The organism is Pseudomonas sp. S06B 330, assembly GCF_002845275.2.
In the GTDB taxonomy this organism is placed as follows: Bacteria; Pseudomonadota; Gammaproteobacteria; order Pseudomonadales; family Pseudomonadaceae; genus Aquipseudomonas.
Window position 1 is genome coordinate 4,802,127 of record NZ_CP088149.1, and the last position, 18,313, is coordinate 4,820,439.

An 18,313-nucleotide genomic window follows, 5' to 3' on the forward strand; every position below is an offset into this window, starting at 1 on the left:
CTCCCCTTCGGACAACACGCTGCTTATCGCGATCACACTGCCTGCTGCCTGGAATGGCGGCCGCCACGGGAGTGTGTTCGCCGACAATAAAAGGAGTCCGCCTGTGGCTAAAAGCTATGGCAAGGGGCTGATGGGATGTGCCTTTGTGCTCGTCATCCTGGCCCTGCTGATCCACTGGATCGGCATTGATACGATCGCGCATTACCGCGCCGATCTGTGGTTCTACCTGCAAGCACACCTGATCCTGGTGCTGCTATCGATGGTGGCGGCGTTAGCCGTGGGCATACCCGCTGGCATTGCCTTGAGTCGACCACACCGAGTCGACCGCGCCGAACGTTTCATGCAGTTTTTCAACATTGGCAACACCATCCCCCCCTTGGCCGTTCTGGCCATCGCCCTGAGCTTTCTGGGCATCGGCGCAGGTCCTGCAATCTTCGCCTTGTTCCTCGCCTCTCTCCTGCCCATCGTGCGCAACACCTACGAAGGCCTGAAAAACGTCCCCGCCTCGCTCAAGGAAGCCGCCACCGGTATCGGCATGACGCCCCGTCAGCGCCTATGGCGCGTCGAGCTACCCAATGCCGTGCCGATCATCATCGGCGGCGTGCGTGTGGCCCTGGCAATCAACGTCGGCACGGCGCCATTGTCGTTCCTGATTGGCGCCAACAGTCTGGGCAGCCTGATTTTCCCCGGCATTGCCCTGAACAATCAGCCGCAATTGCTGCTCGGCGCTGCCTGCACCGCCCTGCTCGCCCTGCTGCTTGACGCCCTGGTGGCGCAAGGCAGTCGGCGTTGGCTCGAACGCGGCCTGGCCCACTAAGCGAAGGAACTCCAATGAAAAAAATCGCCTTGTTACTGGGCGCGGCCCTGCTGTTCTCGGGATTTGCCCAAGCCGCGACAAAACCTGTGATTCGCCTCGGCGCACGGGTCTTCACCGAACAAAGCGTGCTGGCTGAAATCACCGCACGCTACCTCAACCAGAATGGCTTTGACGTACGCATCACGGGTGGATTGGGTAGCAATCTGGCACGTAGCGCCCATGAAACCGGTCAGCTGGACATGGTCTGGGAATACACCGGTGTGTCACTGGTGTCCTACAACCATATCGAAGAGCGCATGCCCAGTGCTGCTGCCACCTATGCCAAGGTCAAGGAACTGGACGCGAAGAAGGACCTGATCTGGCTGACGCCCTCGAAGTTCAGCAACACCTACGCCCTGGCCCTCCCGCGCAAGATCGCCGAGCAGTATCCGCAGGTAAACACTATCAGCGAGCTGAACCAGGTATTGCGCGAGGAAAACGACCGCAACCATGTAGTGGCCCTGGACACCGAGTTCGCCAATCGCCCCGACGGCCTGGTAGGACTCACTGATACCTACAACCTGCAACTGACCCGTCGCAACATCCGCCAGATGGACGCCGGTCTGGTCTACACCGCCCTGCGCAACGGCCAGGTGTTCAGTGGCCTGGTCTACACCACCGACGGACGCCTGAGTGCCTTCGACTTAAAGCTGCTTGAAGACGACAAACACTACTTCCCCGACTACACCGCAGCCCCCGTGGTGCGCAAGGAAATCCTCGACGCTCACCCGCAGCTGGCGCGCCTGCTCAAGCCGCTGGCCGAGCAGCTGGATGATGAAACCATGCGCCAGCTCAACGCCAAGGTCGACGTCGACCATCAGAGCCCGAGCACGGTAGCTGTCGAATACCTGCGCCAGCATCCACCTGCACAGGAGCAGCCATGACCATGCTCGATACCTTCGCTCACCTGGACTGGGCCCAGGTACTGCACCTGACCTGGCAGCACATTACCCTGGTCGGCATCGCCGTCAGCCTGGCGATTGTGTTCGGCGTACCGCTGGGCATCCTGATGACCCGCTTCCCCGCCCTCGCCGGCCCTCTGCAGGCTTGTGCCACAGTATTGCTGACCATTCCTTCAATCGCCCTGTTCGGCCTACTGCTGCCGTTCTACTCCAAGTTCGGTCAGGGCCTTGGGCCGTTACCGGCAATCACCGCCGTGTTCCTCTATTCACTGCTGCCGATCCTGCGCAACACCTACCTGGCACTGACCAATGTCGAGCCGGGCATTCGTGAAGCGGCGCGCGGTATCGGCATGACCTTCGGCCAGCGCTTGCGCATGGTCGAGCTGCCCATTGCCGTACCGGTCATTCTCGCCGGCGTGCGTACCGCTGTGGTCATGAACATTGGCGTCATGACCATCGCCGCAACAATCGGTGCCGGCGGCCTGGGTGTTCTTATCCTGACCTCCATCAGCCGTAGCGACATGTCGATGCTGCTGGTCGGTGCCGTGCTGGTGAGCCTGCTGGCCATCTTCGCCGACCTGCTGCTGCAAACCCTGCAACGTGCCCTGACTCCAGAAGGACTGCGCAAATGATCGAACTTCAGAACCTGAGCAAGACCTTTCACGCCAACGGCAAAGACGTCAAAGCCGTCGACGCCGTGAGTCTGACCGTCAATGAAGGCGAAATCTGCGTGTTCCTCGGCCCGTCCGGTTGCGGCAAGAGCACCACGCTGAAAATGATCAATCGCCTGATCACGCCGACCTCCGGCAAGGTGCTGATCAATGGCGAAGACACCAGCAGCCTGGACGAAGTGACCCTGCGCCGGCGTATTGGTTATGTGATCCAGCAAATTGGCCTGTTCCCCAACATGACCATCGAGGAAAACATCACCGTGGTTCCGCGCTTGCTTGGCTGGGACAAACAGAAATGCCATGAGCGTGCCCGCGAATTGATGAGCATGATCAAGCTCGAACCCAAGCAGTACCTGCAACGCTATCCGCGTGAACTCTCCGGTGGTCAGCAACAGCGAATCGGCGTGATCCGTGCCCTGGCCGCCGATGCGCCACTATTGTTGATGGACGAACCGTTCGGTGCGGTTGACCCGATCAACCGCGAGATGATCCAGAACGAGTTCTTCGAGATGCAGCGGGCCTTGAACAAGACCGTGATCATGGTCAGCCACGACATCGATGAGGCGATCAAGCTGGGCGACAAGATTGCCATCTTCCGGGCCGGCAAATTGATCCAGATTGACCATCCTGACACCCTGCTGGCACACCCGGCCGATGATTTTGTCAGCAACTTTGTTGGCCAGGACAGTACCCTCAAGCGCCTGCTGCTGGTGCGCGCTGAAGATGCGGCGGATAACGCGCCATCCGTGAGCCCGCAGACGCCGGTCAACGATGCCCTGGAATTGATGGACGAACATGACCGCCGCTATGTGGTGGTCACCTGTGAGCAGAACAAAGCCATGGGCTATGTGCGGCGCCGTGACCTGCATCGTCAGCAGGGTACCTGCGCCGATTTCTTGCGCACCTTCAATGCCACCGCTGCGCACGATGAACACCTGCGTATCCTGCTGTCGCGGATGTATGAATTCAATCGCTCGTGGTTGCCAGTACTGGATGCCGAGCAGGTGTTCTTGGGTGAGGTCACTCAGGAGTCAATTGCTGCGTACCTGAGCTCGGGGCGTTCGCGCGGAGGTAAGACCAGTATCGTATCGCCGGCTGAAGCTGTGGCCTGATCCGCAAACGCATCGCCGGCAAGGCCGGCTCCCACAACAGATGGCCTACCCTTCAGCTGTGGGAGCCGGTCTTGCCGGCGATGGGCCGCGCAAGCGGCTCCTACTCATCAGAACCCTACACTGGCCTGCACATAGAAAGTGCGCGGCTCACCCAGGTAAATCCCTGAGTTGTTATCGCTGGAACGGGTGTAGTACTGCTTGTCGAAGATGTTCTTCACCCCTGCCGCCAGCTTGAGGTTCGACAGCTCCTTGCCGAAGTCATAACCACCTCGCGCAGCCCAGGTGACGTACCCGGGAATATCGCCGTACTGGCCATCGGCACTCGGCTCGGTGATGTAGTCACCATTGAAGCTGCCATCGGCGTTCATGCCGGTACCCGGTGCACGCTGTTTCGACTGGGCGTAGGCATCCAGGTTCCAGGTCCAGCGATTGATCTGGTAACGCAGCCCGGCGTTGACGACCTGCCGCGAGTAGAACGGCAGGTCACGGCCCTTGAAGCCCGGAATCTCGCCTTCATAGGTGGCACGGGTGTAAGTGAAAGCGGCATTCGCACTCAGGCCCTGCAGGCGCGGATCCAGGCCCGACAGGTCATAGCGCATCGACGCTTCGATACCTTGGTGCTTGGTCGCACCAAGGTTGGTCCAGCCCACGTCGTTACTGATGTATTGCAGCTCGTCATCAAAGTCGATGTAGAACGCCGTCAGCTCGCCACCCCAGGTGCCGTTGTTGTAACGCGTGCCCACTTCATACGTCTTGGCTTTTTCCGGCTCCAGGCCGTTGGCCGTCTGGTCACCGCTGCCACCCTGACCCAACTGGAAGTACTGCAGGCTGCCGAACGAGGTTTCGTAGTTGGCAAACAGCTTCCATTCATCCGACAGGTGATACATCACGCTCAGCGCGGGCAACGGCTCGTCGCTACTGACACTGCGCTTCTTCTCCTGCACCGGCACACCGTTAGTGCCGAGTACCGGACGGTCGTGCCAGTCGGTGTTGATGTGCTCGAAACGAATGCCTGGGGTGACGGTCCAGTTGCCAACATCGATCTTGTCATCGATGTAATAGGCACTCGCTTCGGTACCACCCGTACGGTCCTGGTATACGTGCCCATCAGAGGTCGGCGTCTCGACAGGCACGTTGTCGATCAGCTCCAGGCGGCTAGCCTGCTCATGCATCGCTTCTTTGAGGTAGCGATAACCAACGCTGACTTCCTGGGTGGTAGGGCCGGCGAAGAAAATCCGCGACAGACGTGGTTCGATGGCGAACACGTGGTAGCTGCGCGGGTATGACGACAAGGTCTTCTGGTCGCGGGAAGCGATGGTGCTGCCACGGAAGCTGTCGGTGTAGTAGGTCTGCACCTCAAACTGGGTGAGGTCATCGATCTGGCGCAAGTACTTGAGCGAAACATCTTTGCGTCGACCACTGAAGTTGTCGTAGTCACGATCGGACTGGTACGGGTCGTCGTCGAACTGTGCCTGAGTCAAGCCACCGGGCATGTCGGCCTTGGCATCGTAGTAGTGGAAGTTCAGCCACAGCTCGTCGCTGTCGGTAACCGCCCAATGGGTCTTGAGCAGTACATCATCAATGTCGTTGTCGTTGTTGCTGCTGCGATAACCATCGCCATTAACCCCGGAGTACAGCAACGCCGCCCCCAGGCCGTTGTCCGCCGTGCCGCCAAGAAACGCCGACTCGATATGCTTCCAACCACCATGGCGAGACGTTTCCATGGTGGTGGACAGCTCACCGGTGGCCTTCTCGGGAATCGCGCGGGTAACGAAGTTAATGACTCCACCGACGTTCTGCGGGCCATACCGCACCGAGCCGGCACCGCGGACCACGTCGATGCTGTCGAGGTTGCCCGAGGAAATTGGCGCCATGGACAGCTGCGGCTGACCATAGGGGGCAAAGGCTGCCGGGATGCCATCGATCAGTACAGTCGAGCGAGGTGACAAACGCGAAGTCAGACCGCGCACCCCCACGTTAAGGGCAATATCACTGCCGCCGGTGCCATTGGAGTCCTGCACCTGCACACCCGGGATACCGCGCAGTACATCCCGCACGTTCATCGCGCCCTGCTCGATCATCGCCTCCCGGCGCACCACGGTGCGGGCGCCGGGATGGTTCTGGACCACAGTCTCTTCGGCGTTGCCAAGCCAGTCACCGACAACCTTGACGTCGGTCGGCGCCAGTTCGAGGCTGCCAGTGCTCAAGGTGCCGGCGTTCTGTGCTGGCTTGAGCACCACGGTGCCCTGGGAAATCTCGTAGGTCAGCCCGCTACCTTGCAGCAACGTTTGCAGGGCTTGCTCCGGCGCCAGGGTACCGGACACCGCCGGGGCCTGCTTGCCAGCGACAAGCTCCGGACTGAAGAACAGCTGCAGCGAAGTTTGCTGACCCAACTGGCTCAAGGCCGACGCCAAGGGTTGAGCCTGGATTTGAATGGCAGTGGCTGCCTCATCGGCGTAGCCAGTGGCGATGCCACCACTGATGGACAGGGCCAGGGCCAGCGGCAGCAAACGAAAGCGGGCGGCAGAACGCGGGGAAAACTTATTGTTGTTCACGTCGTCGAGAAATCCTGAGGGTACGGGATAAATGCCAGCTGCATGCAAATGTAAATGCTTGGCAGTTGCAGTTGGCCAGGAAGACGAACAACTGAAAAAAAACCTGAATCTATTTTGAAATTATTTCTTTGGAGCCATCGGAGTGGGTCTTGATCGCCACTGGAAGAATGCTCGGCAGGGCCCGTAACAAGGCATCGGTGTCGTCGCTACTGAAGGTGCTGCTCAGGCGTAACGCCGCCACTTTGCCTTCTGCCACGCGCAAGGGTTGTTCGCGGTAACGGGAGACTTCCTCAACCACTTCGCTTAATGGTGCGTCATTGAACACCAGCTTGCCGTTACGCCAGGCCGTCAACGCGGCGGCGTCGATGGCATAAGGCGCAGCCACCTGGCCTTGGGCATCGATTTGCGAGCCAAGCCCGGCACTGAGTAACGCCTGGCTGTCGCCGCGGCCTTGCACCCGGACTGAGCCCTGCTCCACCGCCACCTGGGTTCGCGCCGGATCCAGGCGCACATCGAAGCGCGTGCCTGTGACCGTTACGTGGCCGTTTACAGTACTAACGACAAAGGGCCGTGCGCTGTCATGGGCGACACTGAACATGACTTCCCCGGCAGCCAATTCAATACGCCGTTGTCCGGCACTGAAGTCGACCTTCAATTGCGTGCGGCCATTGAGCTCCAAGTGCGAACCGTCCGGTAGCTCAAGTTGACGACGTTCACCCAGGGCTGTGTGCAATTGGTCCTGATAGTTGAGCTGATGATGTTGCCAACCGAACCAGCCAAGCCCTACCGCTGCAGCCGCGACACCTGCGGCCAGAGCCTGCTGGATAAAACGCCGACGCGGTAACTGACGCACCGGATCCGCCTGGCACAAGGCCTCAAGACGCGCACGGGGCAGACTATCGGCAGCCTCCCAGAGCCGGGCGAGCAGATCGTACTCATACTGATGGTGTGCGTGCTGCGCCAGCCAGACATCACGTTGCGCCTGCTGGTCTGCCGGCAGCGCCCCGTCACGGCTGCGGGCAAACCACTGGGCCGCCTGCTCGCGCACGGCCTCGTTGCCACAAGGGCACGCGTGCTGATTCATGAAAACATTCGCCTGACTCATCTCGTCGACACATCCAGGTGCTCACGCAGATGCCGGAGCGTGCGGATCATATACTTTTCGACCATGTTCTTGGTCAAACCCATGCGTTCGGCGATTTCTGCCTGGGTCAGTCCTTCGAGCTTCTGCCAGATAAACACCCGCCGACAATTGAGCGGCAATTGCGCCAACGCACGCTCGACACTGTCAGCCAACTCGATGGCATGCATGTAGGCCTCCGGGTCGCCACTAGTGTCGGTGCCCGGATCAAAAATGTCTTGCTCCACAGCCTGGCGGCGATCTTCACGACGGTAACCATCCACCGCAATGTTGCGCGCGGTTTGGTGCAGGTATGCACGTGGCTGTTCGACCCCGACCTGGTCATTTTCCAGAACCCGGATAAAAGCATCATGTGCCAGATCCTCGGCCTGCTGACGATTGCGCAACTTGCGCGTCCAGGTGCCGATCAGCTCATGGTAGTGGTCTAGAAAGCCTTTGTGTCGCGACACGATGCGGGGGTCTTCGCCAAGCGGTGAGGAATGACGCGAATAGTAATGTTTCTTATTAAGCACGGCAATCGAAGTTCATGACAGGCGACGAAGCGTGATCGGGACAAAAAAATGTGTGACAGGCGACTCCCAACATCATCGTTGAGCACGGAAAATAATATGAACGGCCAGCACTGTGTACCGCTGATACGGCCCGTGCTTTTACAGGGCAATATTCGAGAGTTTTTTACTGCTTTCGCCGCTAACTTCGACGATTTCGCAACACTCGGCCAACCTGGCCAGATCACTGATAGTTCCTTGGGCATTTCGGTATTTTTAACGCTTTTGTCATCAAATTGAACATCTACTGTTTACCTGGGTCGGTTAAAAAGTGGCTGTGCAAGACGGGGCGACAGACGTGTGCGAAATCGCGACATTTTTTGTTGATCTTGAGCCCCTCAGGTCCTAAAGTTCGCGCCGAACGTCCATGCTGGAAACGATCCATCCGGCTCAAGTACTGACGACGAGACAGCAAGGTCACCCGTAGCTCGCTTCATCACGCACGGTTGACCTTTTTGCTTTCGGCGACATGCCTTGGGAAGTAGGCGAACCAAAGTGGGGATACGGAGGGCGTTCAGTTGCAGCCACTTTTTTATTCAGTTTGCCCATGGAGTCCCTAAGCATGTCGATTCAGGTCGAAGACTACTTCGCGCGCGATACCTTTGAGAAAATGAAGGCGTTCGCCGACAAGAAAGAAACCCCGTTCGTGCTCATCGACACCCAGATGATCAGCCAGGCCTACGATGACCTGCGCGCAGGTTTCGAATTCGCCAAGGTCTATTACGCGGTCAAGGCCAACCCTGCCGTGGAAATCATCGACCTGCTCAAGGAAAAAGGGTCGAACTTCGACATCGCCTCGATCTACGAGCTGGACAAGGTCATGGACCGTGGCGTCAGCGCTGACCGCATCAGCTACGGCAACACCATCAAGAAATCCAAGGACATTCGCTACTTCTACGAGAAGGGCGTGCGCCTGTATGCCACCGACTCTGAAGCCGACCTGCGCAACATCGCCAAGGCCGCGCCAGGTTCGAAAGTCTATGTGCGCATCCTTACCGAAGGCTCGACCACGGCCGACTGGCCGCTGTCGCGCAAGTTCGGCTGCCAGACCGACATGGCCATGGACCTGCTGATCCTCGCTCGCGACCTGGGCCTGGTGCCTTACGGCATCTCGTTCCACGTTGGCTCGCAACAGCGTGACATCAGCGTCTGGGACGCGGCGATTGCCAAGGTCAAAGTGATCTTCGAGCGCCTCAAAGAAGAAGACGGTATCGAACTCAAGCTGATCAACATGGGTGGCGGTTTCCCGGCCAACTACATCACCCGTACCAACAGCCTGGAAACCTACGCCGAAGAAATCATCCGCTTCCTCAAGGAAGACTTCGGTGATGACCTGCCGGAAATCATCCTCGAGCCAGGCCGTTCGCTGATCGCCAACGCCGGTATCCTGGTCAGTGAAGTGGTGCTGGTAGCACGCAAGTCGCGTACCGCTGTCGAGCGTTGGGTCTACACCGACGTGGGCAAATTCTCCGGCCTGATTGAAACCATGGACGAGTCCATCAAGTTCCCGATCTGGACCGAGAAAAAAGGCGAGATGGAAGAAGTGGTGATCGCCGGTCCGACCTGCGACAGCGCCGACATCATGTACGAGCATTACAAGTACGGCCTTCCGCTGAACCTCGCGATTGGCGACCGCCTGTACTGGCTGTCGACCGGTGCCTACACCACCAGCTACAGCGCGGTGGAATTCAACGGCTTCCCGCCGCTGAAGGCCTACTACCTGTAATCGCTGTAGCGGGCGGCCAAGCCGCCCATCGTGGGGCGTTCAACGCCCCGCTTCGAGCTGCGCCAAGCGCGTTCTGTAGGCCGATGCCAGGTTACGGATTTCTGCCTGCTCAGCCTGCTCCAGCGCTGGTCCGGCGACCCTCAGAAAATTCGCATTACCACCGGTCAATGCTCGCTGCAACCAGGCGAGTGCTTCCTGTATTTGCCCATGGGCGGCCAATACGCCGGCATGACTGAACTGTCCACGAAAATCTCCGGCGTGAGCCGAGCGCTGGTACCAACCCTGCGCCTCCAGAACATTGCCTTGGCAATGCTGGCCTTCCTCCAGATAACGCCCCAACAGGTTCATCGACTTGCCATGCCCCTGCTCGGCCGCCTGCCGATACCAGGCCTGCGCAGCACCATGGTCCAGGCGCACACCGCGTCCGGTGGCGAGCATATTGGCGTAGTTGTACATCCCCCAATCGAGCCCGGCCTCGGCGGCCATGCGGTAGTGACGTGCTGCTTGGGCGGGATCAACCGACCCGCCCCAACCGTGTTCCAGGCAGCGCCCAAGCATATTGTCAGCCATTGCGCTGCCGCGGCTGGCGGCGATGCTGAACCAGCGACGCGCCAGCGTGGGGTCCTTCTCGATGCCACGACCGTCCAGTAGGATCTGCCCAAGCAGTAACTGAGCTTCGATAACGTCCTGCCCGGCGGCGGCCAGAATGGCCTGAGCCGCCTTTGCCGGACTGTGTTCAAGCATCTGAGCGAACTGCTCGCTGTCCAGTTCCTGGCGATTACGCAATGCGAACGCCATGGCTCAGACCTCAACCCAGCGGCGCAGCAAATTGTGATAGGTGCCGGTCAATTGGATCAGCGCCGGGTGATCGGGCAACTCCGCTGTCAGTTGCTGAATCGCGTTGTCCATCTCGAACAGCAACGCGCGTTGGCTGTCCTCTCGCACCAGGCTTTGGGTCCAGAAGAACGCGGCATAACGTACGCCGCGGGTCACCGGATTGACCTTGTGCAGGCTGCTGCCCGGGTAGAGCACCAGGTCCCCTGCTGCCAGCTTCACCTGCTGCTCGCCGTAAGTGTCCTGAATCACCAGCTCACCACCGTCATAGTCTTCGGGGTTGCTCAGGAACAAGGTCGAAGACAGATCGGTGCGCACCCGCTCGTGGCTGCCACGGGGCTGACGCAGCGCGTTGTCGATGTGGAAGCCGAAATTGCCACCTTCGCGGTAACAGTTGATCAACGGCGGAAAAACCTTGTGTGGCAAGGCCGCCGACATGAACTGCGGGTGCTGCCACAGGCGCTCGATCAGTGCAGTGCCAATTTCTTTGGCCAACGGATGGCCTTCGGGCAGCTGCAGGTTGTGCTTGGCTTTGGCTGATTGGTAGCCGGCAGTGACCTTACCGTCGGCCCACTCGGTCTGCTCCAGTGCCTCACGGATACGCATGACTTCCTCGGTGGAGAACAGTCCGGATATGTGTAGCAGCATGGCGCGGGCACCTGAGAACGGAAAAGACACCAATGGTATTGATTCCCATTGGCCCACCACAAGCTCTTTCCGAGAGGCGGGACGTTTCAGCAAGGAACCGCCGCAGCAACAATTTGTAAAGATTGTAAATTTCTAACAAATAGCAATTCTTCTCAATTGTTACTCATATTTGTTTACATTATATTTCGCGGCCTTGAAACCTGGGGAAGGGGACCACCATGCCGCGTCACTACGTGCCAACCGCTGTCAGTTCACCACGCTTGCTCGCCTCCGCCATTGGTGTAGCGATTACGGCTACTTCTGCAGGACACCTGGCTTACGCCGCGGACACTGAAACGCCCAACAACGGCGCCATTTCCCTGGATGCCACCAGCGTCACCGGACAGGCTGAAACAGCCAGCACCGACTACAAGGTCGAGAACGCTTCTTCGCAGAAGTACACCGCGCCGCTGGTCGACATTCCACGCTCGGTGACTGTGGTCCCACAGCAAGTGATCAAAGACACTAACGCCCTCAACCTGCAAGACGCGCTGCGCACGGTGCCAGGTATCACCATGGGGGCTGGCGAAGGTGGCAACCCATCAGGCGACCGCCCATTCATCCGTGGCTTTGACTCACAGAATTCGATGTACCTGGATGGTGTACGTGACACCGGCTCGCAAACCCGTGAAATTTTTGCCATTGAATCAGTCGAAGTCGCCAAAGGCCCGAACTCGGCAATCGGCGGCCGTGGCGCAGCGGGCGGTACCATCAACCTGGTGAGCAAGCGCGCTCACCTGGGTAACACTGTCGATGGTGGCTTTACCTGGGGTTCGGACCAGACCAATCGCTACACCTTCGATGGCAACTATCAGTTCCTTGATACCGCCGCATTCCGCCTGAACCTGATGAGCCATGAGAGCAATGTCGCCGGTCGCGATGAAGTCAACTATGACCGTTGGGGCGTGGCACCGTCCTTGGTCTTTGGCTTGGGTACAGATACCCGCCTGAGCCTGGACTACTACCACGTCGAAAGCGATGACCTGCCAGACTCAGGCATCCCCTACAGCCTCAAATCCGGCAGTTCGGCCAATCGTACGTCGGCCAATCCAGACAAGCCGACCGACGGCGGAGACAGCGACAATTACTACGGCCTGGTCGGCCGCGACTTCTACAAAACCCGCGCCGACATCAGCACCATTGCCCTGGAACATGACCTGAGCGACTCGCTGACCATCAAGAATACCCTGCGCCACGGCAATACCCTGCAGGACTACATTTACAGCCAGCCGGATGACAGCAAAGGCAACATCCTCAACGGTGAAGTCTGGCGCCGACCGAACAACCGTGTGGCCAACACCCGTACCACCACCAACCAGACTGATCTGTTCGGTGAGGTGTACATCGGTGGATTCAAGAACACCTTCTCTACCGGTATCGAGTTGAGCCGCGAAGCCTCAACCAAAGAAGGCTACGACATCACCGGTTTTCGCGCGGGTAACTGCTCGACGCCTACTGGCCAGATCCCGGGCGTCTGCACCTCATTCCCCAACCCAGACCCGAACGAAGCCTGGGGTGGTGACGTGAGCCGTACCGATGCGGGTGCCGATACCACTAGCAACACCCGTGCTATCTACCTGACCGACACCCTCGAGCTGAATCCGGCCTGGCTGTTGACCATGGGCCTGCGCTACGACCATTTCGATACCAAAGCCAAAACCAAAGTGGCAGGCGGTGCGACCAGCTTCAAGACCGAAGACACCAGCGAATTCGTTACCGGCCAGTTGGGCCTGACCTGGAAGCCTGCGGAAAACGGCAGCATTTACATTTCTTATGCCACCTCGGCCACACCGGCTGGCGCCGCGTTGGGTGAAGGCAGCGACGGCAACCCGCTGCTGACCGCTACCACCACCAGTGAGCTGAAACCCGAGGAAACCACCAACTACGAAATCGGCACCAAATGGGACCTGCTTGACCAGCGCCTGAACCTGACTGCCGCGGTGTTTCGCACCGAGAAGGAAAATGCCCGAGTACTGGTCGATGCCAACACCTACCAGAACGCAGGCAAGAGCCGCGTCGACGGCCTGGAGCTGACCGCCACCGGTAAGTTGACCAACGCCTGGCAAGTGTTCGCCGGATACACCTACATGGATGCCAAGCTGATCGACGGTGGCGCGCAATCGGTAGGTGGTGTGCTGATCGATGGCTACAACGACGGCAACCAGATGCCCAACACGCCGAACAACAGCCTGACCTTGTGGACCACCTACAACATCACACCGAAGCTCACCATCGGCGGCGGCGCCTTCTACGTCGACGATGTGTTCGGCAACGTGACAAACAGCGTGATGGTCGATTCGTACTGGCGCTACGACGCCATGGCCAGCTACAAGCTGACCAAGAACGTCGATCTGCAATTGAACGTGCAGAACCTCACCAACGAGGTCTACTACGACAAGGCCTACGCGGCACACTATGCCAACCAGGCAGCGGGGCGCACTGCCCTGCTGACCACCAGCTTCCACTTCTGACGGACGCTGTCTGGCAGGCCCCGTTTCACTTCGGTGAACGGGGCTTTTGTGTATCAAGCATAATGTGCGACGCATTCGCATTGGCGGCAAGACAAGGTGATTGATGTGGTGAAGAAGTCGCTGTTCCAACTGCACTGGTTCTTCGGTATCACAGCCGGGCTGGTGCTGGCCTTGATGGGCATCACCGGAGCAATCTGGTCGTTCCAGGATGAACTGCTGCACCTGTTCAACCCCGATGTACTCAAGGTTGAGGTTCGTCAGGAAGGCGTATTGCCGATGCCTGAACTGGTACGCCGGATCGAAACCGAGCAAGGCGACAAGGTCTCGATGTTGCGAGTTGATACCCGCAGTGATAGCGCCGCACGGGTGTTCTTCACCCCGCCCCCGGGCGAACGTCGAGGTCCGATGCGCTATGCCGATCCTTACACCGGTAAGCTGCAGAGCGACGTAGCCGGCCAAGGCTTCTTTGACCTGATGCTGCAATTGCACCGTTTTCTGGCCATGGGCGACACTGGCCGACAGATCACCGGTGCTTGTACCCTGATGCTGATTTTCTTCTGCCTCTCCGGCTTGTATCTACGCTGGCCGCGCAAGACGCTGAATTGGCGTGCATGGTTGACCCTGGACTGGGCCAAGAAAGGTCGTGCCTTTAACTGGGACCTGCATGCGGTGGCCGGCACCTGGTGCCTGCTGTTCTATTTGCTGTTCGCCCTCACCGGCCTGTTCTGGTCATACGAGTGGTACCGCGAAGGCTTGAACAAACTGCTGGCTGATGGTCCTGCCGCTGGAGAGCAGCACAAACGTGGCGAAAGTCGCGGGCGCCCAGGCGGCGCTGCGAACAAAGACGCCAAACCGCTGGTCGTCGACTACGACGCCATCTGGAGCAACCTGCAAGCGGCCGCCGGCCCAACGATGACCAGCTACAACCTACGCCTGCCACCTGCTGGCGGGCAACCGGCGACGCTCTTCTACCTGCTTGAAGGTGCCGAGCACGAACGCGCCCTCAACACCCTGACCATCGACCCGGCCAACGGTCAGGTGAAAAAGCACGAGCGCTACGCCGACAAGTCACTCAAGGCACAGCTGCTGGCCAGCGTTTATGCCCTGCATGTGGGTAGTTACTTCGGCTTGCCGGGCCGGATCATTGTGACTGTCGCCAGCCTGACGATGCCGCTGTTCTTCATCACCGGCTGGTTGCTGTACCTGGATCGCCGCCGTAAAAAACGCCAGGTGCAGGCAGCACGCAGCACCCTGGCAACTGCGACCGATCAGGGCGACAGTTGGCTGGTGGGTTTCGCCAGCCAGAGCGGTTTTGCCGAGCAACTGGCCTGGCAGAGCGCCGGTCAGCTGCAGGCAGCCGGCGTGGCGGTTCAGGTTCGGCCATTGGCCGAATTGACCGAGGACGATCTCAACCAGGCCGAACGTGCGTTGTTCGTGGTCAGTACCTTTGGCGACGGCGAAGCGCCGGACAGTGCTCGCGGGTTCGAACGCAAAGTGCTCGGCCAACCCTGGACGCTGGACAATCTGAACTACGCCCTGCTTGCTTTGGGTGACCGGCAGTACCCCGAGTTCTGTGGCTTCGCCCGACGCCTACAGGCCTGGCTGGGTGAACGCGGCGCCACCACGGCCTTTGCCCCGGTGGAAGTCGACAACGCCGACCCTGCAGCCTTGCAACACTGGCAGGAGCAGCTGGCACAGCTGACCGGCAGCAAGCCGCCGGCCGCCTGGCAAGCACCAGCATTGAGCAACTGGACCCTGGTTCAGCGTGAGTTAATGAACCCGGGCAGCCAGGGCTCGGCAGTCTATTTGCTGGGGCTCAAGGCGCAGCAGCCAGCGCAGTGGCAGGCCGGTGACCTGGTGGAAGTCCTGCCGCGCAACAGCGCTCAAGACCTTGCGGTATTCCTGCGCGGAATGGGCCTGGATGGCGAAGCTCAGGTGCAAGTCGAGGGGCTGCAGGAAAGCCTGCTCCAGGCCCTGGCCAGCCGTAACCTACCCAAAAGTCGTGAGCACCTGGTTGGCCTGCATGCCCAGGCCTTGGTCGATGCGCTGATTCCCCTGACAGCACGGGAGTATTCGATTGCCTCGATTGCCAGTGATGGCGTGCTGGAGCTGATCGTGCGCCAGGAGCGGCACACTGATGGCAGTCTCGGGCTGGGTTCCGGTTGGCTGACTGAACATGTGCCTGTGGATAACAGTGTCAGCCTGCGCCTGCGCAGCAACAGTGGCTTCCATATGCCGGCGCCTGCAACACCGATGATTTTGATCGGCAATGGCACCGGGATTGCCGGGCTGCGTAGTTTGCTCAAGGCCCGTATCGTGGCGGGTGAGCAACGCAACTGGTTGTTGTTTGGCGAACGTAACCAGGCCCACGACTTTCTCTGTGCACAAGAACTGCAAGGTTGGCTGCGCAAGGGCGATTTGGCGCGCTTGGACCTGGCTTTCTCTCGCGATCAAGCACACAAGGTCTACGTGCAGGATCGCCTGCGTGAACAGGCGATTGAGCTGCGCCGTTGGCTGGCTGAAGGAGCCTCGATCTATATCTGTGGCAGCCTGCAGGGCATGGCCAGTGGTGTCGATGAGGTGCTGGCTGAGGTGCTGGGCGCAGCCGAAGTTGAACGTTTAATTGAACGTGGACGCTATCGCCGGGATGTGTACTAGGCCTTGAAACTCCATCGCTGGCAAGCCGGCGCCCACAGGGGCTGGCTTGCCAGCGATGGGGGCCAGTCTTGCTGGCGATTGACCTCAATGCAGATCGAACGTGTCTGCATCCAGGTTGGCCGGAAAACGTGTGCGGTAAGCCGCCAGATCCGCCGAACTCAGGACCACCGTAAACACCCCATCCGCTTCTCCCGCACTCAGCAGACTCTCACCCTGGAAGTCCAACACCTGGCTGTCACCTGAGTAGGCAAAGCCCTTACCGTCAGTACCCACCCGGTTCACCGCAGCGACGTAACACAGGTTTTCAATACCCCGTGCCGGTAACAAACGGTTCCAGTGCTGGCGCCGCGCCGCCGGCCAGTTGGCGGTATACAGCAACAGGTCGGTATCTTGGGCGTCGCGGCTCCACACCGGGAAACGCAGGTCGTAGCAAATCAGCGGTCTTACCCGCCAGCCTTTGACCTCGAACTGCACCTGGCGCTCGCCAGGCGTGTAATGCTTATGCTCACCGGCCATACGGAACAGGTGGCGCTTGTCGTAAAACAGAATCTCGCCATCTGGCCGCGCCCACAATAGGCGGTTACGGTGACTACCATCCGCGGCTTGGATGATCACACTGCCCGTGACCACCGCATCAAGTTTTTTCGCCTGACTCTTGAGCCACTTGTAGGTCGGGCCATTCTCTGGCTCAGCGAGGCTTTCGGAATCCATTGAAAAGCCTGTGGTGAACATTTCCGGCAGGATGATCAGGTCGGCGCCACGCGCTTGCTCCAGCAGGTTGTCGAAATGCTCGTAGTTCGCCAGGCGGTCCTGCCAGGCCAAGGTTGTCTGGACCAGGGCTACTTTCAGGTTGGGCAGAGCACTCAGATCGCGCATAGTTTTTCCGCTGCCTGACGCAGCGTCTCCTCGCGTTTGGCAAAACACAGGCGCACCAAGCGCTGTTCTGGGATGGGTTGCTGGTAAAACACCGATACCGGGATGGTCGCCACGCCGTGTTCACGGGTGAGCCACAGGGACATCTCGACATCGTTCAAATCGGGACGAATAGCTGAATAGTCGACCAGTTGGAAGTAAGTACCGGCGCTGCGGGTGAACTGAAAGCGTGAAGGTGTCAGCAGATCGCAGAACAGATCTCGTTTGGCCTGGTAAAACGCCGGGAGTTCTTCAACATGCTCAGGATGCTCAGCCATAAAGTCGGCCAGGGCCCACTGCAATGGCGTTACACCGCAAAAGTTGACGTACTGGTGGACCTTGCGCAGCTCTGCACTCAGGGCCGGTGGCGCAACCACATAACCGGTCTTCCAGCCAGTAACGTGGTAGGTCTTACCAAACGAACTGACGACAAAGGCGCGTTGGTACAAGGCTTCAACCGCCAGCACACTGGCATGCTGGACGCCATCGAACACCAGGTGTTCATAGACTTCATCACTGATCAGGTAAATATCGCGGTCGGCAATCAGCAGCGCCAGCTTGTCCAGGTCATCTCGGCTGATCAGCGCACCACTGGGGTTATGTGGCGAATTGAGAATGATCATCCGCGTTCGCGGGCTCAACGCTTCGGTGAGCTTCTGCCAATCAATAGCAAATTGGCCATCGGAAAGCTGGACATGTACGCAGCGCCCGCCGGCCAGTTCGACCGAAGGCTCATAGCTGTCATAGCTCGGGTCGAAGACAATCACTTCGTCACCGGCACGGACGACCGCATGAATAGCGCAGAAGATCGCTTCTGTGGCCCCTGGGGTGATGGTGACCTCAGTTTCAGCATCGACACTGACGCCATAGCTACGGGCGATCTTGGTCGCGACTTGCTGGCGCAAGGCGGGCAATCCGGTCATTGGGCAATACTGGTTGTGTCCAGCACTGACATGCCGGCCTACGGCATCGAGCAGGGCCTGGGGGCCATTGAAATCGGGAAAACCCTGGGACAGGTTCAAGGCGCCGGTTTGCGCGGCGAGCTGGGACATGGTGGTAAAGATGGTCGTGCCGACGTTCGGCAACTTGCTGCTGATCATGGAGCCCTCTTTCCTGCGAATCAATCCGGCTCGAGGCGGCGCGGTCAGAGACCGAGCATAGCGGATTGAGTGGTCAGGAAAAAGGTGAGCCTTGGGTGTTGCAAGGTGGGAGCTGGCCTTGCCAGCGATGCAGACACCGC

At 59.3% G+C, this 18,313-nt stretch carries 14 protein-coding genes; 7 read left to right on the forward strand and 7 right to left on the reverse strand.

Going from position 1 to position 18,313, the window contains the following annotated elements; all coding sequences use genetic code 11:
- Window positions 1-103: 103 nt before the first annotated feature.
- Genes CX511_RS21525 through CX511_RS21540 form a run of 4 tightly spaced genes read left to right on the forward strand, consistent with a single transcriptional unit; the run spans window position 104 to window position 3,541 of the window.
- Window positions 104-817 carry an ABC transporter permease gene (locus tag CX511_RS21525; RefSeq protein WP_045184672.1) on the forward strand — a complete coding sequence of 238 codons (714 nt, stop codon included), beginning with the start codon at window positions 104-106 and terminating at the stop codon, window positions 815-817.
- A gap of 14 nt (window positions 818-831) precedes the next feature.
- Entirely contained in the window at window positions 832-1,740 is a 909-nt protein-coding gene (locus tag CX511_RS21530) for a glycine betaine ABC transporter substrate-binding protein (protein ID WP_045184669.1), read from the forward strand.
- Window positions 1,737-2,390: an ABC transporter permease gene (locus CX511_RS21535; protein ID WP_045184665.1), complete on the forward strand. Its 654-nt coding sequence runs from the start codon at window positions 1,737-1,739 to the stop codon at window positions 2,388-2,390. Before CX511_RS21530 ends, CX511_RS21535 begins: the two co-directional genes overlap by 4 nt.
- Window positions 2,387-3,541 (forward strand): osmoprotectant ABC transporter ATP-binding protein OsmV, encoded by a 1,155-nt coding sequence (locus CX511_RS21540; RefSeq protein WP_101292918.1) that lies wholly within the window; start codon window positions 2,387-2,389, stop codon window positions 3,539-3,541. The genes CX511_RS21535 and CX511_RS21540 overlap by 4 nt, the downstream gene beginning before the upstream one ends.
- Before the next feature lie 107 nt (window positions 3,542-3,648).
- Here the strand turns inward: CX511_RS21540 and CX511_RS21545 are convergent, their stop codons facing one another.
- From CX511_RS21545 to CX511_RS21555, 3 genes are all read right to left on the reverse strand, one after another.
- Window positions 3,649-6,096, reverse strand: coding sequence for a TonB-dependent siderophore receptor (locus tag CX511_RS21545; protein WP_045184659.1), 2,448 nt, complete (start codon window positions 6,094-6,096; stop codon window positions 3,649-3,651).
- Between the two features lie 109 nt (window positions 6,097-6,205).
- On the reverse strand, window positions 6,206-7,180 hold the full coding sequence (locus CX511_RS21550) for a FecR family protein (RefSeq protein WP_101292935.1): 975 nt from the start codon (window positions 7,178-7,180) through the stop codon (window positions 6,206-6,208).
- Window positions 7,181-7,197: 17 nt separating this feature from the next.
- Window positions 7,198-7,686 (reverse strand): RNA polymerase sigma factor, encoded by a 489-nt coding sequence (locus CX511_RS21555; protein WP_045184853.1) that lies wholly within the window; start codon window positions 7,684-7,686, stop codon window positions 7,198-7,200.
- A gap of 661 nt (window positions 7,687-8,347) precedes the next feature.
- On the opposite strand from CX511_RS21555, the gene CX511_RS21560 reads away from it, so the two are divergent.
- On the forward strand, window positions 8,348-9,511 hold the full coding sequence (locus CX511_RS21560) for a type III PLP-dependent enzyme (RefSeq protein ID WP_045184657.1): 1,164 nt from the start codon (window positions 8,348-8,350) through the stop codon (window positions 9,509-9,511).
- A 39-nt stretch (window positions 9,512-9,550) separates the two neighbouring features.
- On the opposite strand, the gene CX511_RS21565 is transcribed toward CX511_RS21560, so the two are convergent.
- Window positions 9,551-10,309 carry a tetratricopeptide repeat protein gene (locus tag CX511_RS21565; RefSeq protein ID WP_101292917.1) on the reverse strand — a complete coding sequence of 253 codons (759 nt, stop codon included), beginning with the start codon at window positions 10,307-10,309 and terminating at the stop codon, window positions 9,551-9,553.
- Window positions 10,310-10,312: 3 nt separating this feature from the next.
- Window positions 10,313-10,993 carry a Fe2+-dependent dioxygenase gene (locus tag CX511_RS21570; protein WP_045184652.1) on the reverse strand — a complete coding sequence of 227 codons (681 nt, stop codon included), beginning with the start codon at window positions 10,991-10,993 and terminating at the stop codon, window positions 10,313-10,315.
- 218 nt (window positions 10,994-11,211) lie between these two features.
- Between CX511_RS21570 and CX511_RS21575 the strand changes: the two genes are divergently transcribed.
- Window positions 11,212-13,503, forward strand: coding sequence for a TonB-dependent receptor (locus tag CX511_RS21575; RefSeq protein WP_101292916.1), 2,292 nt, complete (start codon window positions 11,212-11,214; stop codon window positions 13,501-13,503).
- Window positions 13,504-13,608: 105 nt separating this feature from the next.
- The gene (locus tag CX511_RS21580) at window positions 13,609-16,161 is read left to right on the forward strand and encodes a sulfite reductase flavoprotein subunit alpha (RefSeq protein WP_101292915.1); all 2,553 of its coding nucleotides are present in this window, start codon (window positions 13,609-13,611) and stop codon (window positions 16,159-16,161) included.
- Window positions 16,162-16,245: 84 nt separating this feature from the next.
- On the opposite strand, the gene CX511_RS21585 is transcribed toward CX511_RS21580, so the two are convergent.
- Together CX511_RS21585 and CX511_RS21590 are read right to left on the reverse strand one after the other, a co-directional pair.
- Window positions 16,246-17,037 (reverse strand): amidohydrolase, encoded by a 792-nt coding sequence (locus tag CX511_RS21585; protein ID WP_045184644.1) that lies wholly within the window; start codon window positions 17,035-17,037, stop codon window positions 16,246-16,248.
- Window positions 17,025-18,173, reverse strand: a complete 1,149-nt coding sequence (locus CX511_RS21590; RefSeq protein ID WP_045184641.1) for a pyridoxal phosphate-dependent aminotransferase — start codon at window positions 18,171-18,173, stop codon at window positions 17,025-17,027. The genes CX511_RS21585 and CX511_RS21590 overlap by 13 nt, the downstream gene beginning before the upstream one ends.
- Window positions 18,174-18,313: the final 140 nt, after the last annotated feature.

Excerpts from the sequence above, each read along its gene's own strand:
- CX511_RS21570 (WP_045184652.1), bottom strand. The coding sequence starts at position 10,993 with ATGCTGCTACACATATCCGGACTGTTCTCCACCGAGGAAGTCATGCGT.
- CX511_RS21565 (WP_101292917.1), bottom strand. The coding sequence starts at position 10,309 with ATGGCGTTCGCATTGCGTAATCGCCAGGAACTGGACAGCGAGCAGTTC.
- CX511_RS21560 (WP_045184657.1), top strand. The coding sequence starts at position 8,348 with ATGTCGATTCAGGTCGAAGACTACTTCGCGCGCGATACCTTTGAGAAA.
- CX511_RS21585 (WP_045184644.1), bottom strand. The coding sequence starts at position 17,037 with ATGCGCGATCTGAGTGCTCTGCCCAACCTGAAAGTAGCCCTGGTCCAG.
- CX511_RS21575 (WP_101292916.1), top strand. The coding sequence starts at position 11,212 with ATGCCGCGTCACTACGTGCCAACCGCTGTCAGTTCACCACGCTTGCTC.
- CX511_RS21540 (WP_101292918.1), top strand. The coding sequence starts at position 2,387 with ATGATCGAACTTCAGAACCTGAGCAAGACCTTTCACGCCAACGGCAAA.
- CX511_RS21590 (WP_045184641.1), bottom strand. The coding sequence starts at position 18,173 with ATGATCAGCAGCAAGTTGCCGAACGTCGGCACGACCATCTTTACCACC.
- CX511_RS21530 (WP_045184669.1), top strand. The coding sequence starts at position 832 with ATGAAAAAAATCGCCTTGTTACTGGGCGCGGCCCTGCTGTTCTCGGGA.
- CX511_RS21535 (WP_045184665.1), top strand. The coding sequence starts at position 1,737 with ATGACCATGCTCGATACCTTCGCTCACCTGGACTGGGCCCAGGTACTG.
- CX511_RS21550 (WP_101292935.1), bottom strand. The coding sequence starts at position 7,180 with ATGAATCAGCACGCGTGCCCTTGTGGCAACGAGGCCGTGCGCGAGCAG.